The following is a 23,625-nucleotide window of genomic DNA, read 5'->3' as shown; positions in this document are numbered from 1 at the left end:
CAAAGCATGAAAACAAAAAGCATGTGTTTCGCTGTAGCCGGTCTGGCCCTGAGTTGCTTCACCACCTTCAGTGCACAGGCCGCCGAGCCCAAGGAACTGTTCTTCTACAACTGGACTGACTACTACCCGGTCGAGCTGCTGGCCAAGTTCGAAAAGGAGACCGGCATCAAGGTCACCATGGACGGCTACGACAGCAACGAAACCCTGCTGGCCAAGTTGCAGGCCGGTGGCGCGGCCTATGACGTGATCGTTCCGTCGCAATCGATCATGCGCACCCTGATCAACCAGGACCTGCTGCTGGAAATCGACGCCTCGGCCCTGCCCAACTTCCAGTACGTCAAACCGGCGTTCCGCGACCCGAGCTTCGACCCCGGCCGCAAATTTTCGGCACCGTACCTGTGGGGCACCACCGGGTTCTCCTATGACAGCGCGCGGGTGCCTGGCGGCAAGCTGGATGACTCGTGGAAAGAGTTCTTCGAACCGCGCAAGGAACTGCAAGGCCAACTCGCCGCCCTCGACACCTCCAGCAGCGTGATCAATGCCGCCAGTCACTACCTGAATGTCGACGAATGCAGCGAAAACCCCCAGGACGCCAAGCGCATCCTCGAACTGCTGCAAAAACAGAAACCCTTCCTGAAGATGTACAGCTCGGACAACACCGTCGACCGCATGGCCTCCGGTGAAGTGATCATGATGCAGAACTGGAACGGTTCTACAGCGCGGGCCACCCTGCAGAAGAGCACCATCAAGTACGTGTATCCGAAGGAAGGCCTGGCGATGTTCCAGGACAACTTCGCCGTGCCGAAAAGCGCGCCGCACCCCGGCAACGCGAAGATCTTCATCGACTGGATGATGAAACCGGAAAACGCCGCCGCCGTGTCCAACGCCATCGCCTACGACAACGGCATTCAGAGCGACAAGCTGATCGACACCAAATGGCGAGTGATGGACGCCATCAACATGCCCGACGAATTCGCCTCGCGCCTGCGCCCGGAAAAGGAATGCAGCAACAAGGCGCGGGAGCTGCAGGACCGGATCTGGGCCAAGCTCAAGGGCTGATTGCCTGACTTGAAACCGAGTCGCGGCCATCGCGAGCAGGCTCGCTCCTACAGTGGATCTTCGGCGTTCACAAAATCCCTGTAGGAGCGAGCCTGCTCGCGAAGAGGCCCTCCCGAACAACACAGAATTTGAGGTTCTACATGACTCACCCCCGCTGGCTACGCAACGTGTGCCCCTACGGCGCCCCTGCCGAAGACCTGCTGATCGAAAACGGCCGCTTCAGCCAACGCCGCCCAGCCTCGACCACCGAGCTGCTCGCCACCGACATCGACGGCCAGAACCAGTTGCTCACCCCCACCCTGGTGGAAAGCCACGTGCACCTGGACAAAACCCTCTGGGGCCAACCCTGGCGCCCGAACAGCGCCGGCCCGACCCTCAAGGACTACATCGCCAACGAGCGGCGCATCCTGCGTGAAGTCACCGCGCCCATCGCGCAACGGGCCGGCGCCCTGCTGGAAAACTGCATCGCCCGGGGCTCACTGACCATGCGTTGCCACGTCGACATCGACCCGGAATTCGGCCTGCGGCATGTCGAGGCGATGCAACAACTGCGTGAAAACTACCGCGACCTGATCGACCTGCAACTGGTGGTGTTCCCGCAGACTGGCTTGATCAGCCGCCCCGGCACCGCCGAACTGATGCGCGAAGCCATGGCCCACGGTGTGGAGAACGTCGGCGGACTGGACCCGTGCGGCATTGACAACGATCCTGTCGCTCAACTCGATTTCGTCTTCAAACTGGCCAACGAGTTCGACCGGGGCGTCGACATTCACCTGCATGACAAGGGTGAGCTGGGCCTGTGGCAGATTGCCCTGATCGCCGACTACACCGAGCGCTTCGGCCGCCAAAACCGGGTAATGATCAGCCACGCGTATTGCCTGGGGATGTTGCCGTGGAGCCAGGTCAAACCGGTGGCGGAGCGCCTTGCGGCGTTGGGTATTTCGTTGATGAGCTCGGCACCGGCCGATTGTGCGGTGCCTCCGTTCCTGGCCCTGCGCGAAACCGGCGTGAATGTGTGCCTGGGTTCCGACGGCATTCGTGATGCCTGGTCGCCCATGGGCAACGGCGACATGCTGGAACGGGCGATGCTGCTGGCGTTCCGTTTCGATTTGAGCAAGGACGAAGAGCTGGCGGCAGCGTTCGAAGCGGCGACCGTCAACGGTGCCCAGGCGCTGGGTTGCCAAGCTAATCGCCTGGAGATCGGCCAGCCGGCGGACTTCCTGTTGATGCCGGTACAGACACTGGGTGAGGCGGTGGTTTCACGACCGCTGCGTCAGGTCTATCGTGCGGGTCAGTTGATTGCTGCGGGTGGCCGTTTGCTGGAAAGCCGTCTGTGAAGCGCATCGGCTTGCGGGCCAGTTGCGTGGTCGGCTTCGACGGCACGCAGCATGTACTGTGGCGCGACGGCGAAGTGGTGTTCCAGGGCGCTCGCATCGAGTTTGTCGGGCGCAATTATGCGGGGCCGGTGGATCAGTGGGTTGATTACGGTAATGCGCTGATCGGCCCCGGCTTCATCGATCTGGATGCCCTCGGCGATCTCGACTCCACGGTGCTGACCCTGGACAACGGCGACGAGCGCAACATGGGCCGGATGTGGTCGGCGCAGTATCTGGCGCATGGATCGCGGGAAAGCTACAGCCCCGAAGAAGAAGTCTTCAAATACCGCTACGCCTTCACGCAACTGATCCGCAACGGCATCACCACGGCCATGCCGATCACTTCGATGTATTACCGCGAGTGGGCCGAGACCTACGACGAATTTGCGGCGGTGGCAGGCGTGGCGGTCGAACTGGGGCTGCGCACTTACCTCGGCCCCTGCTACATGAGCGGCATGAGCTACTGGCAGGCCGATGGAACCCTGGCGCACCACTGGGACGAAGCCCGGGGCATGGCCGGGCTCGATGCCGCCGAACGGTTTTTCCGGGATTTCGACGGCGCGCACAACGACCTGATTCGCGGCGCGCTGCTGCCCGATCGCATCCAGACCTGCACCCCGGCGTTGCTGCAACGCACCGCCGCACTGAACCGGGAACTGAACGCGCCGATACGCTTGCACTGCTGTCAGGGCCTCGGTGAAGTGACGATGGTCGAGCAACTTCGCGGTACTTCGCCACTGGGCTGGTTGCAGCAGCTTGGGCTTTTGAACCCGCGCAGCCTGCTTCCCCACGGCATCTACACCCGAGGCGATGATGACCTGCAACGCGTGATCGAAGGTGGCGCGAGCCTGGTGCATTGCCCGGTGGTGTTTGCCCGGGACGGCGAGGCGCTGAATTCGTTTGGCCGCTATCGGGCCAAAGGCATCAACTTCGCCCTGGGTACCGACACCTGGCCGGCGGACTTGCTGGACAACATGCGCCAGGGTTTGAACATCGCTCGACTGATGGAGGGCGGTAACGACCTGACCAGCACCCTGGACCTGTACAACGCCGCGACCCTCGGCGGTGCCAAGGCATTGGGCCGCGACGATCTCGGCCGGCTGGCACCGGGGTGCAAGGCCGACATCACCGTATTCAACCTGCGCGGGATGCACCTGGGGCCGCTATTCGATCCGCTGAAGAATCTGGTACTGGCCGGCCGCGGTGACGACTGCATCGCCAGCTACATCGACGGCCGCTGCGTGATGCGGGACGGCCAGGTCGAAGGCGTCGACTACCCCGCCCTGCAACGCCAGGCCCAACGCCAATTCGAGAAACTGATGCGCAGCCACAGCGACCGGGCCTTTGGCCAACCGGACTGGAAAAGCCTGTTCCAGCCAGCCATTCCGTTCGCCGACGACTACAGCGCACAGGCGCCACTGTGCGTCATTGACCCTCTCCTTTAGAGACTTCTGCCTATGCAAAGCTTCGACTTCAGCCAACTGAGCCCACGGGACAAATACAAGATTCTGATCGGCAGTGTGGTGCCCCGCCCTATTGCACTGGTCACCACCGTCGACGGCGAAGGTCGGATCAACGCGGCGCCGTTCAGCTTCTTCAATGCGCTGTCGGCCGATCCGCCCATCCTCGCCCTGGGCGTGGAAAACTACGGCGACCAAAGCCCCAAGGACACCACCCGCAACATTCAGCTCAACCAGGAATTCACCGTGAACATCGTCAGCGATGCCCTGGTGGAAGCCATGAACGTCTGCGCCGTGCCCTTCGCCCCCGGTTTCGACGAACTGACCGCCGCCGGCCTCACCGCCATCCCCGGCACCACGGTCAAATCCCCGCGCATCGGCGAAGCCCCGGTGGCACTGGAGTGCCGGCGGATGATGGCCCTGTCCATCGGCCAATCCCGGGAGATCATCTTTGGTGAAGTGCTGATGGCCCATGTGCGGGACGAACTGATCGACCCGAAAACCCTGTACATCGACCAGTTGGGGCTGGATGCCATCGGACGCATGGGCGGGCATGGCTATGCGCGCACCCGGGACTACTTCGATTTGCCGACACGGTCATTGCAGGCCTGGACCGATGCGCCGGGGGGTGGGGAGCGGTTTTGGCCGCTGGCCAAGTAGCACGCAATGACACAACCCTGTAGGAGCGAGCCTGCTCGCGATGGACTTGAGAGCGCCGCGTTCATTCTGAAAGCCCGCGTTATCGTTATCCACCATCGCGAGCAGGCTCGCTCCTACAGGGGGAATGCACCTCACCCTCCTTCTCCCAACGCCCATCGACCTTGAGCAACTGCGAGCCGACATCTCCATTACTTAATCTGAAACCTGAGGTCGTACATTTCCCGGTTGCCAGTATTGTTGCCGCGCCATCTTCAACATCAAATCAACCTTTCTTGCAGCACAGCTCATCGATCCATTCCTTGGCAAGACAAAAAACCGATCAACGCAATCAGGACGTTAATGACATGGATATCCGTCAGCGATTTTCCCTTTTCCATACGATTCGAAGCAGAAGGCACATCCTTCTGTTCACTGCGATACTCACCCTTGCAACACTCCCGTTTTCAGGCACCGCACACTCAACCCCCTCGGATATCAACCCGACAGCAAAGTCCTCCCTGCAGACCAGGTCAATCCAGGCAGGCGACAGTATCTGGTCTTATTACGAGGGTGAGATGAACGGTCCTGTCCTGGTGCTTGTACATGGCTTTTCTTCAAACAAGGATGTCTGGCGCAACGTCGGCCAGGACCTCGGCGCACGTTTTCACGTGATCATTCCCGACCTTCCCGGCTGGGGGGATTCGACGCGCCTTGCAGGAGAAAGTTATGACATTGATGCACAAGCCGCACGGCTCAATGATTTTCTGCTTGCGCTCGATCTGCGTGAAATCAATCTGGTCGGCCACTCCATGGGGGGCGCCATTGCCGGCGTGCTTGCCGCCCAAAGGCCGGAGCGTATTGCACGCCTTGCGCTGGTCAACCCGTTGGGGTTGAGCTTTGTCGAAAACGATTTCGTCCGGTCATTGAATACTGGTGGCAACCCGTTTATCTACGATGACCGTGCCGGCGTAGAACGCACTGCCCGACTTGTCTATCTCAATCCTCCCCTGATGTCCGACCAGGACGTGGGAAATACGATTGCGAACAATCGCCGCCAACGCAGCTTTATCGAGTCCACCCTGGCAGAGATCCGTCCACCGTCCCAATGGCTCGCGCTGGACCATCGGCTGGCACAGCTCACCATGCCGGTACTTGGCATCGGCTGCCGCGAGGATAAGGTGATCGATATCTCCGCCCTGGAGACACTGCAAAACGGTCTGCCCGATGACCGGATCGGACAGGTTGTCACCCTGGAAGGTTGCAACCACTTGCCCATGATCGAACGCCCTGTGGCCACGGGACGGTTACTCACTGACTTTGCTGCCGGTGCCCAGTTGCCTGAGGCCCTGTGACTCAATGAAAGTCCCGGCTCCGCACAGTGATGCCATCGAGCAACGGGCTCAGGTCACTCAACCGCCCGGCAATCAGATGCCGGACCTCGCCCTCCTTCTCCCAACGCCCATCGACCTTGAGCAACTGCGAGCCGACCAACACCTGGCGCTGGCGCTCGGCCAGGTCGCGCCACACCACCACGTTGACGTTGCCGAACTCGTCTTCCAGGGTGACGAAGGTCACGCCGCTGGCGGTGGCCGGGCGTTGTCGGCCGGTGACCAGCCCGGCGACGCTGACCGGCCGACCGTGCTCGACTTCCAGCAACTCCTTCGAACTGCGGCAGCGCCGCGCCTTCAACTCACCGCGCAACAGGGCCAACGGATGCGGTCCGAGGGTGGTGCCGACACTGGCGTAATCGGCTTGCAGGTCCTCGCCCACGGTGGGCTTTGGCAACGACACCGCGCCCTCCTCCTGGCTCGGCAGGCCGGCGAACAGACCCAACTGTTTTTGTACCCCGGCCACTTCCCAGCGCGCCCGATGCCGATCACCGGCCAGGCCGCGCAACGCACCGGCATCGGCCAGTTGCTCCTGGGCGCGGGCATCGAGTCGCGCCCGCTCGCCGAGGTCGGCGATGTCGGCAAACGCGCCTTTGGAGCGTGCCGCCTCGATGCGTCGGGCATCGTCCTCGCGAAAGCCCTTGATCATGCGTAGCCCCAAGCGAATCGCCGGTTGCGCACCGGCGATCGGCTCCAGGCTGCAATCCCAGTCACTGGCGCGCACGTCCACCGGGCGAACCTGCAAATGATGCCGGCGAACGTCCTGCAGAATCTGGTCCGGGCTGTAGAACCCCATGGGCCAACTGTTGATCAGCGCACAGGCGAAGGCCGCCGGCTCGTGGCATTTCAACCAGCAACTGGCGTAGGTCAGCAAGGCGAAACTGGCCGCGTGGGACTCGGGGAAACCGTAGCTGCCAAAGCCCTTGATCTGCTCGAAAATCTGCGCGGCGAATTCCGGCGTGTAGCCGTTTTTCTTCATGCCGGCGGCCAGTCGATCCTTGTGCGGTTCTAGCCCGCCGTGGCGTTTCCACGCGGCCATGGAGCGACGTAGCTGGTCGGCCTCGCCGGGGCTGTAGTCGGCGGCGACGATGGCGATCTGCATGACCTGTTCCTGAAACAGCGGCACGCCAAGGGTGCGCTTGAGCACCACTTCCAGTTCCGGCGATGGATAGGCCTCCGGTTCTTCCTTGTTCCGTCGCCGCAGGTACGGGTGCACCATGCCGCCCTGGATCGGCCCCGGCCGAACGATGGCGACCTCGATCACCAGATCGTAAAACGTCTTCGGCCTGAGCCTGGGCAGCATCGACATCTGCGCCCGGGACTCGATCTGGAACACGCCGATGGTGTCGGCCCGACCGATCATTTCGTAGGTAGCCGCGTCTTCGGACGGGATGGTCGCCAGGCTCAGGTCCAGGCCCCGATGCTGGCGCAGCAGATCGAAACATCGGCGAATCGCACTGAGCATGCCCAGCGCCAGGATATCGACCTTGAGCAAACCGACCGCATCGAGGTCATCCTTGTCCCACTGGATAATGGTGCGCTCGGCCATGGCGGCATTTTCCACCGGCACCAGACTGTCCAGCGGCTGCTCGGAAATCACGAAACCGCCGGGGTGCTGGGACAAATGCCGGGGGAAGCCGATCAGTTGCCCTGTCAGGCGGAGCACCCGGTGCAGCGTCGGGCTCTCGGGGTCGAACCCGCCCTCGCGCAGACGCTCCACGGGTGGTGTCTCATCGCTCCAGTGACCGCAGCAATCGGCCAGGGCGTTGATCTGGTCCGGCGGCAAGCCCAAGGCCTTGGCCACATCGCGCACCGCACCGGCCGCATGGTAAGTGCTGACTACCGCCGTCAGCGCGGCGCGGGCCCGACCATAGCGCTGGAACACGTACTGCAAGACTTCCTCGCGGCGTTCATGTTCGAAATCAACATCGATGTCCGGCGGCTCGTTGCGCTCTTTGGACAGAAAGCGCTCGAACAACAGCGTGGTGCGATCCGGATCGATTTCGGTGATGCCCAGGGCAAAACACACCGCCGAGTTGGCGGCAGAACCACGCCCCTGACAAAGAATCTGTTGCTGACGGGCAAAGCGGACGATGTCGTGGACCGTCAGGAAATAGCTTTCATAGCCCAGCTCCGCGATCAGTTGCAGCTCCTTGTCGATCTGCTCCAGCACTTCGCTTTTCGGCCCTTTTGGCCAACGCCACGCGATGCCTTCTTCGGTCAAATGACGCAGCCATGAGGTAGCCGAGTGCCCTTGCGGCACCAGTTCGCGGGGGTACTGATAACGCAACTGGCCAAGATCAAAGGTGCAACGCCGGGCGATATTCAGTGTTTCCGCCAGCAAGGCCGGTGGGTAAAGCGCCTGCAACACGTCGAGGCTGCGCAGATGGCGTTCGCCGTTGGGATGCAGGCGCAACCCGGCATCGGCCACCGGCAGGTGATGACGGATCGCGGTCATGGTGTCCTGCAAGGCGCGCCGGCCGCGCGCGTGCATGTGCACATCGCCACTGGCCACGGCCGCAATGCGCAACTCCCTGGCCAGGCTCAGCAAATCGTTCAGGCACCGGGCATCGTCCTGGCCGCGGTGCAACTGCACCGCCAGCCACAGGCGCTCGGCGAAGACCTGCTTGAGCCAGTGGCCCTGTTCAAAGGCATCGACAGCGTCCGGCACCCACAACGCCAACAGCCCCGGCAAGGGTTCACTGAAGTCCTCACGCAGCACCTGGTACTGGCCTTTCTGCATGCGGCGCCGGGCGCGGGTGATCAATCGACACAGCACCTGATACCCCTCGAGGCTCTCCACCAGCAGCACCAGTTTCGGACCGTTCTCGATGCGTATTTCACTGCCGATGATCAGCGGCAACTCCACGGACTTCGCCGCCTGCCAGGCGCGAACGATGCCCGCCAGGGTGCATTCGTCAGTGATCGCCAGCGCTTGATAACCCTGCTTTTTCGCGCGCTGGAACAGCTCGAGGGCACTGGAGGCACCGCGCTGGAAGCTGAAGTTCGACAGGCAGTGCAGTTCGGCATAGTCGCTGCTCATGCGAACCAGCCCTGCAACCACAGCGGGCCGTCCTCACCGACCGCCCGGTAGGCCCAGCCCTGTTGGCCGGCACGGGTTTCGATCAGGTAATAGTCACGGCGTACGTCGTCGCCGTCCCACCAGCCGGACTCGATACGCTCCGGCCCCATGAGGATGCGCGCCGAGCCCTGATGCACGGCCAGCGGCTCAGTCAGCAACCAGCCCGGCCGTTTCATCGCCGCTGGCACCGCGCAGGGCTGGCTGTCGGCACAGGCCTGCCACGCACACTCGGGGCGGTGATCGGCCTGGAAGCGCAGGCCATGCACCGCGTCATCCCCCAGCCGCGCACGCAGGCGTTCGCGCAGTTGCTCCCAGGGCAAGGACTGCTGCGGGCGTTCGTCGAACAGTTCCTGATGCTGAGGCACGAAGCTCGGCAAATCCTCGGCGCGCAGACGAAAGCCGCGCACCGGCGCCTCGACCTGGACTTGCTCCAGCCGCCCCCGGGCCAGTTCGAAGAGCATCGCCGGATCGCGCTCGGCGCTGAGCAGGCCGACCTTGATGAGCGTATCCGGCAACCCGGCGTGTTCCAGATGCAGGTCGAAACGCTGTACGCCGCTGTCGCGACCGCAGAGGAACGCCGACAGGTCGCCGGTCAACCGGCGTAACGGGAACAGCAAGGCTTGATGGGACTGCACATCGAAATTGAGTTCGATACGCACATCGAAGCGGTCCGGCGGCAGGTAAAACGCCAGCGCCAGCCGCCGCAAACCGAACAGGGCATCCAGATGCTTGAGCACCTGGGCCTCGAAACGCCGGGCCAGGCTATGCCGGGGCAGCGCCTGCACCTGGCTCAAGGTGCGCAGGCCCATGCGCGACAAGGCCGTGGCGACCGAGGCTTCGAGGCCGATCCGGTCGACGGGCATTTGCCCCAGGTGATGCTGCAAGGCCTGATCGTCCGGGACCACCAGACCGTCATAGGCGTTGGCCAGCACCCGTGCCGCCACCGGGTTGGGCGCGGCCACGATGCGGTGCCGAAATCCCAGTTCGCCGAGTTCACGGCGCAAAAGCGCTTCGAATTGCGGCCAGGCGCCGAACAGGCCGAGGCTGGATTCGATCTCGAACACCAGGGCCCGGGGGTAATGCACGCTGACCTGGGAACTGAATCGATAGGCCCAGGCGGCGAGAAACTGCTGCCAGTGTTCGATTTCGGCGGCGTCGTATTCGGCCGTGACAAAGCCTTTGCTCAAGGCCTGTGCCGCGCTCATGGACTGGCCGGGACGCAAACCCAGCGCCCGCGCCGCACCGTTGACGGCCTGCAGCACCCGGCGCTGGGCCGGGCCGGTCAGCAACGCCAGGGGTTCATCGGGATCGGCGCGCTGACGCAGTACCGCGTCCAGCGCCAATTGCGGGAAAACAATGCAAACCCAGCGCATGGCAACCTCAATGCCCCACGGCGAAGGCAATCGGCGCCGAACGGGCCAGGCCGCCGCGGCACTTGAGCACGCGCAGTTGTGCCGGTCGGGCATCGATGGCAATGCGCAAGGCCGCCGGCGAAGGGTTGATCGCTTCACCGAGGGGGCGATAGGCGAAGGCCAGGGTCTGGCCGGTTTCCGCCGCCACCTGCAAGCGGCGCAAGGCGCGGTCATCGGCCTTGTGCGGCCAGCACAGCACCGCGCCGCAACTGCCCGAACGCAGGCATTGTTCGGCGGCCCACAGCGCATCGCGCTCGCTGGCCTGGATGATCGACAACTGACGCAGATCGACCCCGGCGCCCTGCCACGCCTGGGGATACGGCACATAAGGCGGCGCCACCAGCACAATGCGCTCGCCCGCCGCCGACAGCCGTGCCAGCGTCGGCCACACCAGTTGCAACTCGCCCACGCCCTGTCCGGCCAACAGGATTTCCGTCAGCGCCGCCTCCGGCCAGCCACCGCTGGGCAACGCGGCGTCCAGCGCCGCATGCCCGGTGGGTTGCGGGCTGGCGGCAGGTGGCGCGGGCCGGCCTCTCCAGACCTGGCCGCCATTGAACAGCGTATCCAGCGCAATGACGGCGCCCATCAGCCTTGCCTCACCAGGCCACAAAACACGCCTTCGATGGCCAGGTCCTGATCGGCGTTCACAATGATCGGCTGGTAGGCCGGGTTGCGTGGCAGCAGGCGAACCCCATCGCCGACCCGCTCGAAACGCTTGATGGTGACTTCGCCGTCGAGCCGCGCCACGACGATCTGGCCATTAACGGCCTCGGGGCTGCGGTGCACGCCCACCAGATCGCCGTCGAGAATGCCGTCCTCGATCATCGAATCACCCCGCACCCGCAACATGTAGTCCGGCACCCGCGAGAAGATCGACGGATCGAGCAGCAAGCGGCTGTGCACCTCGGCATCGGCCCCGATCGGCGCACCGGCCGCCACCCGGCCGAGCACCGGGATGTCCAGCAACTCGGGACGCGGCGGCTGCCCAAGCAGGCGAATGCCCCGGGCCTGATGCGGGTTGACCTCGATAAACCCGGCTTCGGTCAGCGCCAGCACATGCTTGCGCGCCACGCTGCGGGAGGCGAAACCGAACGCCTCGCTGATTTCAGCGAGGCTCGGAGGCTGACCGTGCTCGGCGATGCGATCGCGGATAAAGGTCAGGATGGCGGTACGGCGGGGAGTCAGAGTCGTCATGGAGTACATTTGTACTCTTTTGGCTTTTTCCTGGCAAGGGCCGTGTAGGAGCGAGCCTGCTCGCGATAAGGCCAGCACAGTCAACATCGATATTGAATGTCAGTCCGCTATCGCGAGCAGGCTCGCTCCGACAGGGGTGAGTTGCGCCAGATACGCCCACGGATAAATCCCCCGCTCATGCCCATCGCTGAACACCAGTTGCAGGCCATACCCTTGCGGATTCAGTTCGATCACCTGAACCCGCGCATCCACCAACGGCACCATCCCCCGCAACCGAAATGCCCGGCACTGCGAGCACGGGCACTGCCGGCGCAATTGCGCATGATCCAATAGCTGTTCGCGGCCATCCGGCCAGTTCAGGCGCAACTGCTGTTTACTGCGGGAGTTGCCAATCGCCAGCGGGTTCATTGCAGTTGGCTCAAGGCAATGCGCACGGCCTTGCGCACTTCAGGGTCGCCGTCGTCCTGCGCGGCCTGCAATGGCGCAATGGCCCGTGGATCGTTCAATTCGCCGAGGGCCAACGCGGCTTCCTTGCGCAGGTTGCTGATGGGATGGCCGAGGGTGTCGATCAGCGCTTCGAGCGCCGGCACAAAACGCAAGCGACCGAGGCTGCGGGTGGCGCGCAGGCGCACCTGCCAGTAATCGTCGTTCAGGGCGTCGATCAGGGCCGGGCCGGCGTCGAGGTGGCCGACCTTGCCCAGGGTGGTGGCGGCTTCCTCGCGGACTTGCCAGGCATCGTCGCGCAAGGCCTGGCGCAGGGCCGGCAGCACCTGTGCGTCAGACGCCAGGCCCAGGGCCCCGGTGGCGGCACGCCGCACGTCGGTGTCCGGGTCGTCACTGGCCAAGCGCGCCAGTGCCGGCAAGGCATCGAGTTGCTTGAGCCAGCCGAGCACGCCCACCGCCTCGCGGCGCACGCTGGCGCTTTCATCAATCAGTGCCCGGGCAGCCGCATCGGCGGTATCGGGGCAACGCAACTCGCGCAACGCCCTGAAGGCGGCGATGCGTACGCCGCTGTCGGCGTGCCCGGTCCACGGCAGGATGACCCGGCCCGCCGCTTCACTCTTGAGCAGGCTGAGGCTTTGCGCGGCGGCCACCTGCACAGCCGGGGATGGATCCGTCAGGGCCTGGCACAACGCCTCGACCACTGGCTCGTCCTCCCAGGCTTCCAGCAACCGCGCGGCTTCGGCGCGAACCTCTGCAATCGGGTCTGCGGCCAGTCGATCGGTCAACCACAGCAGGCCGTCCGGCTCCTCGAGATCGGCCAGTTCGATCAGCGCGATCCGGCGCACACCAGGGTCGTCATCGGTCAGGCGCGGTTGCAGGGCAAGGATGTCGTCGTTATCGGTTACATCGAATAGTGAGGTCATAGGGCAAATCGCGGCAGTTTGGTTTCAGGGGGAAGTCCGAGCGGGTTCAGACGCGGCAGTTGCCGGCCGTCTTCATGCCGCAGGAGTTCGAGGCAATGGCGTTTGAGGTGCGAGAATTCAGGGCGGGTCATCAGTTCCGTGCTGCGCGGCCGGGGGAAGTCCAGGTGCAGGTCTTCGATGATTCGCCCGGGGCGCGAGCTCATGACCAGCAAGCGGTCGGCGAGGAACAGCGCTTCGTCGATGTCATGGGTGACAAACACCACGGTGGTGCGGATGCGCGTCCAGATGTCCAGCAGCAGTTCCTGCATGTTCAATCGGGTCAGGGCATCGAGGGCGCCGAAGGGTTCGTCCATCAGCAACAGGCGCGGACGGTTGACCAGCACCCGAGCGATTTCCACCCGTTGCTGCATGCCGCCGGAGAGCTGATCGGGCCAACGCTCGGCAAAACCTTCGAGGCCCACTAGGGCGAGGATTTCATCCGCAGCCTTGTGCCGTTCGGCCTTGCCGATACCTTGCATTTTCAAGCCGAACGCCACGTTGTCACGCACCGTGCGCCACGGAAACAGTGTGTGCTGCTGGAACACCATGCCGCGTTGCGGCGATGGCCCCGATACCGGCGCGCCATCCACGTTCAAGGTGCCGGTGCGCGGTTGCAAGTGACCGGCCAGCGCGCCGAGCAAGGTGGATTTACCGCAACCGGACGGCCCGAGAATGCACACAAACTGACCCGGTTCGATCTGGCAATCGAGGCCCTGCACCGCTTCGAAGGCAGTGTCGCCCTCGCCCAGGCTGATCGACAGCCCGCGAATATCGATACGCCCTTCCAGGTGTTGAAAAACGCTCATCAGGCTTTTCCTCGCGGTCGATGCCAGGGCGTGAACAGCCCGCCCAGACGCTTGATCAACAGGCTGCTGCCCATCCCGAGCACGCCGATCAGCAACATGCCGACCACGATGTCGGCGTAATTCTGGATGGTGTAGGACTCCCAGGTGTAATAGCCGATGCCGAATTGGCCGGAGATCATTTCCGCCGTCACCAGGCAAAACCACGAGGTGCCCATGCCGATGGCCAGGCCGGTGATGATGCTGGGCGCAGCGCCCGGAAGAACGACCTCCAGCAGGATGGCCCGGCGCCCTGCCCCGAGGCTTTTCGCCGAGGCGATCAGCCGCGGGTCAACGCCTTCGACGCCGTGCACGGTGTTGAGCAGGATCGGGAACAGTGCGCCGGTGAAGGTGATGAACACCATCGACAGTTCCGAGGAGGGAAACATCAGGATCGCCAGGGGAATCCACGCCACGGCCGGGATCGGGCGCAGCACTTCCAGGGGCGGCAGCAACAGATCCTCGGCCCATTTCGAGCGGCCGATGGCCAGACCCAGCGCCACGCCGATGATCAGTGCCGCGAGGTAGCCGGCGAACACCCGGCCGAGGCTACTGCCCAGGTGCTGCGCGAGCTTGCCGGAGTCGCCGAGGCCGAGGGCGGCTTCAATGACCGCCAAAGGTGTCGGAACGTTGGCGAAGGTCACCAGGCCGAGGTTCCAGTGGTGGCTGGCGGCGAGTTGCCAGAACAGCAGGCAGAGCAGCAAGGATGCGGCCCTGGGAATCCAGCGTGAATAGGATCGGTACACAATTATTCCTCTCAACCCGCCTCCTGTAGGAGCGAGCTTGCTCGCGAAGAACGCCAACAATGACGCGCGCTGTCTGAAGGATCGCGTTATCCGGACGTTTTTCGCGAGCAGGCTGAACTGGTCAAGTAATCCCGGACACCGGTTACGGTGTTTATGCCGCTTTTTGCTCCATGGCTATTGGCGACAGATAGTTGTTGTAGCTGTGGAGCCTGGTGCGGTTGTAGTACATGAAGAAGCGCACCATATCGGTTTTTGCTTCCTCGATCTTGCTGTAACCACTGCGAGGCACCCATTCTGATTTCAGCGTGCCGAAAAACCGCTCTGTTGGAGCGTTGTCCCAGCACTGCCCGCGATGACTCATGCTTTGCAATATGTCACGACGCTTCAGTTCTTCTTGAAACTTGCGGCTGGTGTACTGACAGCCCTGATCCGAATGGAACATCAGTCCCGGAGGACACGTTCGAACCTCTGCTGCCATGCGTAGCGCCTTGCTGACCAAGTGGGCGTCATTGACCAGCGAAAACGCCCAGCCAATGACGCGGCGAGCAAACAAGTCGATCACGATGGCCAGATGAACCCAGCGTTTGCCCACCATCAAGCTGGTAACGTCGCCACACCAAACCTGATCGACTGCAGCCGGCTTGAAATTGCGCTTGAGCCGATTGGGCGCGACAAATGCTTCAACGCCTTTGGATCTGAATGGGTGAGGCTGACGTTGTTTACTGACAATGTTGGCCTCCCTCATCAGCACTCTGACAAGGCCTCTTCCGATCGCGATGTTTTGGGACTTCAGGTTCTTGCTGATCATTCTGGAACCCATGGCTTCCCGGCTTTCGCTGTGCAGTTCAACCACTTTCAGCTTGAGCTCTTCGCGTCTGATCCGCGGTTTGGCTCGCCGCTGAAGCCACTCATAAAAGCTGCTGCGCTTCACCTCGAAAACACGACACACAATGGCAGTCGGGAATGACTCTCTTAGTTCCGCAATCATCGAAAACGATCGGGATCCGACATCAAGAGAGCGGTAGCCTTTTTTAAGATCTCGGCTTCCATCTCCATGCGCTTGATCTTGGCCTTTAGTTCCTGGATCTGCCGTTGATCTTCGGTAATCGCCTTGGTGCCCTTGACGGGCTGTCCCTCGCGTTCCTTGCGAACCTGATCGACCCAGCGCCGTAAAGCGGTGGGCCCGATGTCCAGCGATGCACACACGTCTGGAACCGGGCAGTTATCATCAAGCACCATGCTGGCAGCATGCAGCTTGAATTCGCGGGTATAGACCTTTCTTTCGTTCATGGAACCTCCAAGTTGGCGAAATCATATCGCCCTTAAGAGGTGTCCGGAATTATTAGGCCAGTTCAGGCTCGCTCCTACAGGGGACTGTAGTGTTTTGTCGTTTAGCGCACTGCCACGGCCTGCCCGGTGGCATCAGTGAAATCAAAGACCTTGCCGCCCTGCGCCGTGGCAAATTGTTGGGCCTGGCCTTTGAGCAGGAACGCGCTCAGTTGCCCTTTCCCATCGGTGGCAAACCACGCCTGATCCGCCAGCAACTTGATCCCGCTGTCGCTGGCCTGGGCGTACACCGCGCGGATGTTCTTGCCTTCCTGTTTCAGCGCTGTCAGCGCGGTAAATGCCGACTCCGCCGAGGCGTACTGGCGGACTTTCGGCTCGCCGCGCACCCAGATTTCCGCCACGTGGCTGAAGTCGGTGATGGCTTGGCCGCTGGCGGCATCAACGGCCTTGAGCGGCGCCTGCCCGTAACTGGACAGTTGCGCGCTGTAGTCCAGGTTCGAGGCCTTGAAGGCGGCGCGGATGTATTGGTCGTCGATGAAGGTGTTGAGATCCAGACCGCGATCAGCCTTTTTCAACAACTTGAGGGTATCGATGGCGGTGCCCACGGCCTGACGGTATTCCGGCTTCCAGCTCAGGTCGCGGGTCTGCACACCGAGAGGGCCATGGAACAGGTAATTGACCTCGGCATCGACCCCGGTGACCTTGGCGATCAACTCGCTATATTTCTCCGGCTCAGCCGTCAGCAGCTGGTTGGCTTCGATACTCGCCCGCAGGTAAGCGACGACGATCTCCGGGTACTTTTTCGCATAGGCCTGATCGACCAGTGCACCGTGGAAGGTCGGCGCGTTGGCCTGGGCACCGTCATAAATCTTGCGGGCGAAACCCCGGCTCGGAAACAGCTCGGCGAAGGGCACGAAGTCAGCGTGAGCATCGATCTTGCCGGCCTGCAACGCGGAGCCGGCGACTTCCGGCGGCTGGGCGATGATGTTTACGTCCTTGAGCGGGTCCCAGCCCTGGGCCGCGACGGCGCGCAGCAGCATGCCATGGGCGGTGGAAGCGAACGGCACGGAAATGGTCTTGCCCTTGAGCTCTGCCAGCGACTGCACGCCCGATGCGCTTGGCACCACGATGCCGTTGCCGCTGCCCTTGATGCTGCCCGACAGCACGCTGATGAACAGGCTGTGCTTGCCCGCCGTTTCGAACGCCACGCCGTTGAACGCGCCGGGGAAGTCAGCCATGGCGCCGAAGTCGAGTTTGCCGGCCACCATCTCGTTGGTCAGGGGGGCGCCACTGGTGAAGTTTTTCCACTGCACCTCGTACTGGGCGTCTTTGTAGGGGCCATCGTGGGGCAGGTACTTGTCCAGCAGCCCGAGTTCGCGAATCAACAATCCGCCGGCGGCGCAGTTGATGGTGGTGTCCTGGGTGCCGATGGCAATGCGGATGGTTTCGGCCGAGGCCGACAGGGTGAATGAAGCCAGTACCAGACCGGCCAAAGCTGCACGCAACATCATGAGTGTTTCCCCTCGAATCATTTATTGGATGTTCGTCTCCGCCACGATCAGGGCGTGGTGGGAAACGAGGGGTGTTGTGAATCAGGCGTCCGGTGGTGGCCGGATGGCTTTGAATATTATTTGAGCAGCCCACGATCCACTGTAGGAGTGAGCCTGCTCGCGATGGCGTCCTTTCAGTCAATGGAGATGTCGCCAGTGCTGGCTTCATCGCGAGCAGGCTCGCTCCTACATTGATTTGTGTTCAGCGCAGCAGGTACGGGATTTCGACTTTCACCGCGCCAGTCGGGCAGTCCTTTTCACAGGGCATGCAGTACCAGCATTCGTCGAACGCCATGTAGGCCTTTTGCGTGGCCGGGTTGATGGCCAGCAGGTCCATCGGGCAAACGTCGACGCACACGGTGCAGCCTTTGTGGGCGATGCATTTGTCTTCATCGACAGTGACAGGGGCGTTGGAGCGGAAGAAGATTTCCTGGGCTTGATAGGCCATTTCACGGTCTCTCTCTTGGGTGATGCTCAGGCGGCATCCGCACCGACCCGCAGCCGGTCGTAGGCCTGCATCTCGTCGGCATCCAGCGGGATGATGTAAGGCTCGACGGCTTTCTTGAAACTGCTCATCAAACCGTTTTCGTCTTTCTTCAGGTGGCAATGGCAGAACCAGTCGCGGTCGTTGCGTTGTGGGTGATCGACGCGGTGGTGGTAAAGCCCCCAGCGGCTTTCGGCGCGGAACAATGAAGCGCGGGCGGCCATTTCGGCGCAGTCGCGGATCATGCTGACTTCCATGGCGCGCATCAGTTCATGGGCGTTGTGGGCCTTGATCTGGTCGAGGTCGCGCTGGATGTCGCTGAAGCGTTGCAGGCCGATCTGCATCTTTTTCGTCACTTTCGGCGGTTGCAGGTAGTCGTTGACGAAGCGCCGCAGCTTGTATTCGACCTGGGCCGGCGGCAGGCCATGCTCGCGATCCAGCGGTGCATAGACCCGTTGCTTTTCGGTTTCGACCTGCGTGGCATCCAGCGCTGAAAACTCGCGCCCGGCGACAAAATCCGCCGCGTTGTGGCCGGCGAACCATCCATAGGTGAACGCACCGAGCATGTAGTTGTGCGGCACGGCAGCCATGTCCCCCGCCGAGTACAAGCCCTTGACCGAGGTCTCGGCCTTCTCGTTGACCCACACCCCCGACGCCGAATGCCCGCTGCAAAAACCGATTTCCGAGATGTGCATCTCGACCATCTGCGTGCGGTAGTCGGTGCCGCGATTGGCGTGGAACTGGCCGCGACTCGGACGCTCGTTGCTGTGCAGAATCTCTTCGATGTTCTGGATGGTTTCCTCGGCCAGGTGATCGAGCTTGAGGAACACCGGACCATTGCCGCTTTCCAGTTCCTGATGGAACTCCCACATCATCTGCCCGCTCCAGTAGTCGCACTCGATGAAGCGCTCGCCCTTGTTGTTGGCGGTGTAGCCACCCAAGGGGCCGGTGACGTAGGCGCAGGCCGGACCGTTGTAATCCTTGATCAGCGGGTTGATCTGGAAGCATTCCAGGTTCGCCAGCTCGGCCCCGGCGTGGTAGGCCATCGAGTAGCCGTCGCCGGCATTGGTCGGGTTTTCGTAAGTGCCCATCAGGTAGCCCGAGGACGGCAACCCTAGGCGTCCGGCGGCACCGCAGGCGAGGATCACCGCCTTGGCCTTGATCACATGGAAGTCAGCGGTGCGGCAGTCGAAGCCCATCACGCCGTTGACCGCGCCCTCTTCGTCCGTCAGCAATCGGGTGCAGACCAGGCGATTGGTGATGCTCACCCGCGCACGTTTCAACTGCCGATAGAGGACTTTCTTGATGTCGTGCCCTTCCGGCATCGGCAACACGTAGGCGCCCATGTGGTGGACCTTCTTCACTGCGTAGTCGCCGGTTTCGTCCTTCTCGAATTTCACGCCCCAGCGGTCCAGTTGCTCGATCGTCTCGAAGCTGTGGGTGGCATAGGCGTACACCGCGGCCTGGTTGACGATGCCGTCATTGGCGATGGTGATTTCCTTGGTGTACTGCTCCGGCGTCGAATGGCCGGGAATGATCGCGTTGTTCAGGCCGTCCATGCCCATGCTGATCGCGCCGCTGCGCTTGACATTGGCCTTGTCGATCAACAACACCCGCAGGTCGCGGTTGCGTTCCTTGGCCTTGATCGCCGCCATGGGGCCGGCGGTGCCGCCGCCAATGACAACGATGTCGTATTCCTGCTCCAGCGTGCTGCGCGTCATGCCTGCTCCCCTTTTTGCCGGTCGATCCGCAGGCGGTACTGGAAGGCATCGCCACGGTAGTAAAGGTGTTCGAAGTCCAGTGGCCAACCGTCGACATCGTGGGTCAGGCGTTCGATACGCATGATCGGCGAGCCGGGTTCGACGCTCAGCGCCCGAGTCAGGTCGCTGTCGGCCAGTACCGCATCGATGGCCAGGTCGGCATGCCCCAGGGTCAGGCCGCAGTCGTTTTCCAGGATCTGGAAAATGTCGCGGGTGACCAGGTCGGCTTTTTCAAGGCGTTCACCAATGGCCTTGGGCAGGTAAGTGATCTCCAGGGAAATCGGCTCGCGATTGATCAGGCGCACTCGTTTGATCTGCGCCACGACCTCGCCTTCAGCCACCTGCAAACGCTCGGCGACGAGTTTGTCAGCGGCAATGAATTTGAAGCTGCGCAGGCGGTTGATCACCTCATAGCCGCGACCGGTCATGGACTCGGCCAGGCCTTGCAGGGTGCTGACGTTCTGGAAGGTTTTCGGCTTGGCGACAAAAGTGCCCTTGCCGTGGATCTTGAAGATCAGCCCTTCCTTTTGCAGGTCACCCAAGGCCTGGCGCACGGTGATGCGGCTGACCTTGAACAACGTGCCAAGCTCGCTTTCGGAAGGCATCTGGCTGTCTTGCGGGTATTCGCCGTCGAGGATGCGGGCGCGCAGCACGTCACGCAGCTGGGTGTGCAACGGGACGCTGCTCAGGGATAGAACGTTATCGGTCATGGCAGATCACTTGTTATAACGAGTTATGACGTGATCTTAGAGAAGTCATGACAGACTTGAGAAATACCGAATGCGCATAAGGTTAGAAGTGCAACGCAATCCAAAACTGTAGGAGCGAGCCTGCTCGCGATGGCGGCGGGTCAGTCGATTTCAATGTTGAATGTGAAACCGCTATCGCGAGCAGGCTCGCTCCTACAGGGGATTTGTGTGATCTGAAGATTCAGTGCCGCTTGAGTATCCGGTCCATCACCCAATCGGTCTTCAGCGCCTGCTCGGCCACGGCCGGGTGCTGCGCTTCGCCACGAATATGCGCATTCATGCCCAATACGTGGTGCCACTGAATGTGGGCGTGATGCTCGATGTTCAGGCTGAGGTGCTCATCGGCGTGCAGCTCGATCGGGTGTTCATCGAACACTGAAAAGCTGATCCGGCCTTTGCTGCCAATCACTTCGACCCGGTCTTCGCGACGGTCAGCAACGAAGTTCCAGCAGCCCATGCCCAGTGCCCCGCTGGCAAACCGCCAAGTGGCGCTGACGGCATCTTCGGCCGCGTACAAACCGGCCTGCCGCGCGGTGAACCCGGCGACTTCGACGATATCGCCGAACAGGTACTGAAACAGGTCCAGGCCATGGCTAGCCAGATCGGCGAAGTAGCCACCACCGGCAATCGCCGGGTCGGTGCGCCAGTTATCGCTGCCGTTTTGATCCGCTGCCGACGGGGCTTTGGTGAGGGTCCAGCTCAAGTGCCGGACCTCGCCGATCCGCCCGTCCTCCAGCCACTGCCGCACTTGCCGGAAGCGTGGCAGCGAACGTCGGTAATAGGACACGAACAGATGCAGCCCGGCATCGGCAAACACCTGCTGCATTTCACGGCTTTGCCCGGCATTCAGCGCCATCGGTTTTTCCACGCAGCAATGCTTGCCGGCGGCGGCCACCTGCAAGGCATAGGCGTGATGGCTGTCGGGCGGCGTGGCGATGTACACCGCGTCGACTTCGGGATCGTTGATCAGCGCCTGCGCATCGGTGTAGACCCGCACGATGCCGTGGCGCTCGGCGTAGTCGGTGACGGCTTCAAGGCGCCGGCCCATCACCGCCACCAACGCCGATCCGGGCGTCTTGTAGAAGGCCGGCGCGCTTTTGCGTTCAGCGACGCTGCCACAACCGATCATGCCCCAGCGCACCACATTCATAGGTTTTCCTTGCTGCTTAGCCGACACGCAATGCGCGCAGGTCCAGTCGACCGTCCTTGAGCGGCGGGCACCAGTAGTAACCACCGGTGATCGGACGGCTGATGCGGTACAGACCGTCGGTGATGCCGTCTTCCAGGCCACTCATGCGGCGCAGTTGGGCTTCAAAGGCATCGAGGGAAAAACCGAAGGCCAGGAACATCAGGCCGGCGCGGTCGCCTTCGATCCACGGCATCGAACGGCGCACCACGAAGGCCTCGGGCGCAAAGCTTTCCTGGGCGGTGCGTTTGACGTGGGCGGAAACCGGCGCGTCGTCAATCTCTTCGTTATCGCTCAAGCGGCGGCCCATGATGTTGTCTTTTTCATCCGCCGACAGCCCATGGAATCCTTTCAAGTCATGCTGCCACTGCTGGATCGCGGCGAAGCTGCCCCCGACCAGACCGTCCGCGCCCTCACCCACCAGGGCGGCGGCCACGGCGGCTGCGTCGTGGGGGTTCTCGGTGCCGTCTTCGTAGCCGGTCAGGTCATGGCCGCTCATGTGGCGGAAGGTTTCGTTCATCTGTACCAGGCGTAACGCCGGGGCCAGTGCCGCGGTGATGGCGTTGCTGCGGTTGAGCAACTCACCACGGTCTTCACCGTGCAACCAGCACCAGAGCGCGTGCTGGGTAGACGGGTTGTCGACGCCGACACCAGTCAGTGCCGGGAAAGTGCGCAGGCCTTCGATCTGCCCCTCCAGTGCCTTGACCAGGGATTCGCCGAAGCCGACGACCGCCGATTTCCCGTCCACCCGTTGCATCAAGTTGTCGAGTGCAGCCGGCAATGCTTCGGCGGATTCGAGGGCGAAGAACATATGGCGGGCTTGAGGCGGAACGGGGGTGGCGAGAATGCCCGGCTGGTAATGGCTCATATGAACTCCTTGAAAAAGAGCATAGAGTTTAACCGGAGTACGAGGGTTTGTGTGCCGTCAGAGACCACAGAAGCCGCTCGCCACAAAAGATCAAACCGCGCTGGGGCTTTCGTTGCGGAACGCACTCGGGCTCATGCCGGTCCAGCGCTTGAACGCCCGGCGGAAGCTGCGCACGTCGCTGTAGCCGACCTCTTCGGTGATACGTTCGATGGACATGTCCGGGTTGGCCAACAGGCTCATGGTGCGGGCCTGACGCACTTGCTCCAGCAGCGTTTCGAAGGTCAGCGCGTGTTCGGTGAGGCGGCGGCGCAAGGTGCGGCTGCTCATGTTCAGGTCGCCGGCGATTTTCTCGATGTGGCTGCCCTCGGTCAGGTCCCGGGCAATCGCCCGCTCCACGGCCTGGATCAGATCCATTTTCTGGTGCACCTGCGCGGCTTCCAGTTCGAGCAGTTTCACGGCCTGACGCAGGGCCAGGGAGTGGTGATTGGGCAGGTGAACGCTCAGCCAATGCGCCTCGATCACCATGCGGTTTTGCAGGCAACCGAAACGCACGTCCGCCCCCAGCAGGCGCGAATATTCGCCGAGATAGTCCGGCGCGGCATGCATGAACTCCACGGCCATCGGCTTGAAATCCACCCCGACCAGCGCCCGGCCGTACACCAGCAGGCTGGCGAAAAACTCCTCGACCGCGAACAACTGCACGTCGGCGAACGGCAAGCGGCATTCAACGTCGACAAACACCCGATCCCCCGCCTCCTCCACACTCGATACGACAATGCCGCCAGAGGTGTGTTGATGGCGAATGCCCAGCTCGAACGCATCGCGCAGGGTCTTGCACAGCGACAACACATGCCCCAACAACCCCAGCGTACCGAGCACATTCTGCGCGCCGACCCACAAGCCCAGCCCCTGATTGGGCAAAGCCTTGAGCGCGCGCTGAATCATCGCCACGGCCTGGCGATAGGAAATACGCTGCGCCGGGTCCTGCAGGTCTTCAAAGGTAAACCCCAACCCTCGGCACAGGCTCTGTGGGTGGATGCCTTTTTGCTCGGCGACTTCGGCCAGGGTCTGCAGGAGAAACGGCGACACCAGCGCCAGTTCAAAGGTGGGATCGGTCACTTTCATTTGCATGGGGCC

The 23,625-nt window shown here is 62.4% G+C and carries 22 protein-coding genes; 5 read left to right on the top strand and 17 right to left on the bottom strand.

Annotation, left to right across the window (positions count from 1 at the left end):
• Nucleotides 1–6: 6 nt before the first annotated feature.
• From AC3ITA_RS12290 to AC3ITA_RS12270, 5 genes are all read left to right on the top strand, one after another.
• Nucleotides 7–1,059 (top strand): extracellular solute-binding protein, encoded by a 1,053-nt coding sequence (locus AC3ITA_RS12290; protein ID WP_150673378.1) that lies wholly within the window; start codon nucleotides 7–9, stop codon nucleotides 1,057–1,059.
• 140 nt (nucleotides 1,060–1,199) lie between these two features.
• On the top strand, nucleotides 1,200–2,396 hold the full coding sequence (locus tag AC3ITA_RS12285) for an amidohydrolase family protein (RefSeq protein ID WP_489280447.1): 1,197 nt from the start codon (nucleotides 1,200–1,202) through the stop codon (nucleotides 2,394–2,396).
• The gene (locus AC3ITA_RS12280) at nucleotides 2,393–3,880 is read left to right on the top strand and encodes an amidohydrolase family protein (protein ID WP_489280446.1); all 1,488 of its coding nucleotides are present in this window, start codon (nucleotides 2,393–2,395) and stop codon (nucleotides 3,878–3,880) included. The genes AC3ITA_RS12285 and AC3ITA_RS12280 overlap by 4 nt, the downstream gene beginning before the upstream one ends.
• A gap of 12 nt (nucleotides 3,881–3,892) precedes the next feature.
• Entirely contained in the window at nucleotides 3,893–4,555 is a 663-nt protein-coding gene (locus AC3ITA_RS12275) for a flavin reductase family protein (protein WP_489280444.1), read from the top strand.
• Between the two features lie 344 nt (nucleotides 4,556–4,899).
• On the top strand, nucleotides 4,900–5,886 hold the full coding sequence (locus tag AC3ITA_RS12270; RefSeq protein WP_489280443.1) for an alpha/beta fold hydrolase: 987 nt from the start codon (nucleotides 4,900–4,902) through the stop codon (nucleotides 5,884–5,886).
• Nucleotide 5,887: 1 nt separating this feature from the next.
• Here AC3ITA_RS12270 and AC3ITA_RS12265 read toward each other — a convergent pair whose 3' ends face one another.
• The 17 genes from AC3ITA_RS12265 to AC3ITA_RS12185 all read right to left on the bottom strand — a co-directional run bounded on the left by AC3ITA_RS12265 (nucleotide 5,888) and on the right by AC3ITA_RS12185 (nucleotide 23,619).
• Nucleotides 5,888–8,986, bottom strand: coding sequence for an error-prone DNA polymerase (locus AC3ITA_RS12265; protein WP_489280442.1), 3,099 nt, complete (start codon nucleotides 8,984–8,986; stop codon nucleotides 5,888–5,890).
• Nucleotides 8,962–10,377, bottom strand: a complete 1,416-nt coding sequence (locus tag AC3ITA_RS12260) for a Y-family DNA polymerase (RefSeq protein WP_489280440.1) — start codon at nucleotides 10,375–10,377, stop codon at nucleotides 8,962–8,964. The genes AC3ITA_RS12265 and AC3ITA_RS12260 overlap by 25 nt, the downstream gene beginning before the upstream one ends.
• Nucleotides 10,378–10,384: 7 nt before the next feature.
• Nucleotides 10,385–11,002: a translesion DNA synthesis-associated protein ImuA gene (gene imuA, locus AC3ITA_RS12255; protein ID WP_489280438.1), complete on the bottom strand. Its 618-nt coding sequence runs from the start codon at nucleotides 11,000–11,002 to the stop codon at nucleotides 10,385–10,387.
• Nucleotides 11,002–11,619, bottom strand: a complete 618-nt coding sequence (gene lexA, locus AC3ITA_RS12250; RefSeq protein WP_489280436.1) for a transcriptional repressor LexA — start codon at nucleotides 11,617–11,619, stop codon at nucleotides 11,002–11,004. Before lexA ends, imuA begins: the two co-directional genes overlap by 1 nt.
• A 90-nt stretch (nucleotides 11,620–11,709) precedes the next feature.
• Nucleotides 11,710–12,018, bottom strand: coding sequence for a DUF971 domain-containing protein (locus AC3ITA_RS12245; RefSeq protein WP_489280434.1), 309 nt, complete (start codon nucleotides 12,016–12,018; stop codon nucleotides 11,710–11,712).
• Nucleotides 12,015–12,977, bottom strand: a complete 963-nt coding sequence (locus tag AC3ITA_RS12240; protein ID WP_489280432.1) for a HEAT repeat domain-containing protein — start codon at nucleotides 12,975–12,977, stop codon at nucleotides 12,015–12,017. The genes AC3ITA_RS12245 and AC3ITA_RS12240 overlap by 4 nt, the downstream gene beginning before the upstream one ends.
• Entirely contained in the window at nucleotides 12,974–13,822 is an 849-nt protein-coding gene (locus AC3ITA_RS12235; protein ID WP_150673364.1) for an ABC transporter ATP-binding protein, read from the bottom strand. The genes AC3ITA_RS12240 and AC3ITA_RS12235 overlap by 4 nt, the downstream gene beginning before the upstream one ends.
• Complete coding sequence (locus AC3ITA_RS12230) at nucleotides 13,822–14,604, bottom strand: ABC transporter permease (RefSeq protein WP_126045567.1); 783 nt, start codon at nucleotides 14,602–14,604, stop codon at nucleotides 13,822–13,824. The genes AC3ITA_RS12235 and AC3ITA_RS12230 overlap by 1 nt, the downstream gene beginning before the upstream one ends.
• A 151-nt stretch (nucleotides 14,605–14,755) precedes the next feature.
• Nucleotides 14,756–15,592, bottom strand: a complete 837-nt coding sequence (locus tag AC3ITA_RS12225; protein ID WP_489277972.1) for an IS3 family transposase — start codon at nucleotides 15,590–15,592, stop codon at nucleotides 14,756–14,758.
• On the bottom strand, nucleotides 15,589–15,894 hold the full coding sequence (locus AC3ITA_RS12220) for an IS3 family transposase (protein ID WP_008047186.1): 306 nt from the start codon (nucleotides 15,892–15,894) through the stop codon (nucleotides 15,589–15,591). The genes AC3ITA_RS12225 and AC3ITA_RS12220 overlap by 4 nt, the downstream gene beginning before the upstream one ends.
• A 101-nt stretch (nucleotides 15,895–15,995) precedes the next feature.
• A complete protein-coding gene (locus AC3ITA_RS12215) occupies nucleotides 15,996–17,402 on the bottom strand; it encodes an ABC transporter substrate-binding protein (RefSeq protein WP_489280430.1) in 1,407 nt (468 codons plus the stop codon).
• Between the two features lie 241 nt (nucleotides 17,403–17,643).
• Nucleotides 17,644–17,889 carry a 4Fe-4S dicluster domain-containing protein gene (locus AC3ITA_RS12210; protein WP_008050632.1) on the bottom strand — a complete coding sequence of 82 codons (246 nt, stop codon included), beginning with the start codon at nucleotides 17,887–17,889 and terminating at the stop codon, nucleotides 17,644–17,646.
• Nucleotides 17,890–17,915: 26 nt separating this feature from the next.
• On the bottom strand, nucleotides 17,916–19,646 hold the full coding sequence (locus AC3ITA_RS12205) for a fumarate reductase/succinate dehydrogenase flavoprotein subunit (RefSeq protein ID WP_095941846.1): 1,731 nt from the start codon (nucleotides 19,644–19,646) through the stop codon (nucleotides 17,916–17,918).
• The gene (locus AC3ITA_RS12200) at nucleotides 19,643–20,395 is read right to left on the bottom strand and encodes a GntR family transcriptional regulator (protein ID WP_095941845.1); all 753 of its coding nucleotides are present in this window, start codon (nucleotides 20,393–20,395) and stop codon (nucleotides 19,643–19,645) included. The genes AC3ITA_RS12205 and AC3ITA_RS12200 overlap by 4 nt, the downstream gene beginning before the upstream one ends.
• 220 nt (nucleotides 20,396–20,615) lie before the next feature.
• Nucleotides 20,616–21,584, bottom strand: a complete 969-nt coding sequence (locus tag AC3ITA_RS12195) for a Gfo/Idh/MocA family protein (protein WP_095941844.1) — start codon at nucleotides 21,582–21,584, stop codon at nucleotides 20,616–20,618.
• 16 nt (nucleotides 21,585–21,600) lie between these two features.
• The gene (locus AC3ITA_RS12190) at nucleotides 21,601–22,488 is read right to left on the bottom strand and encodes a Dyp-type peroxidase (protein WP_095941843.1); all 888 of its coding nucleotides are present in this window, start codon (nucleotides 22,486–22,488) and stop codon (nucleotides 21,601–21,603) included.
• A 90-nt stretch (nucleotides 22,489–22,578) separates the two neighbouring features.
• A complete protein-coding gene (locus tag AC3ITA_RS12185) occupies nucleotides 22,579–23,619 on the bottom strand; it encodes an AraC family transcriptional regulator (protein ID WP_489280426.1) in 1,041 nt (346 codons plus the stop codon).
• Between the last annotated feature and the right edge of the window lie 6 nt (nucleotides 23,620–23,625).

Source organism: Pseudomonas sp. GL_090, assembly GCF_057837765.1.
This window is presented reverse-complemented; position numbering and strand designations above follow the sequence as displayed.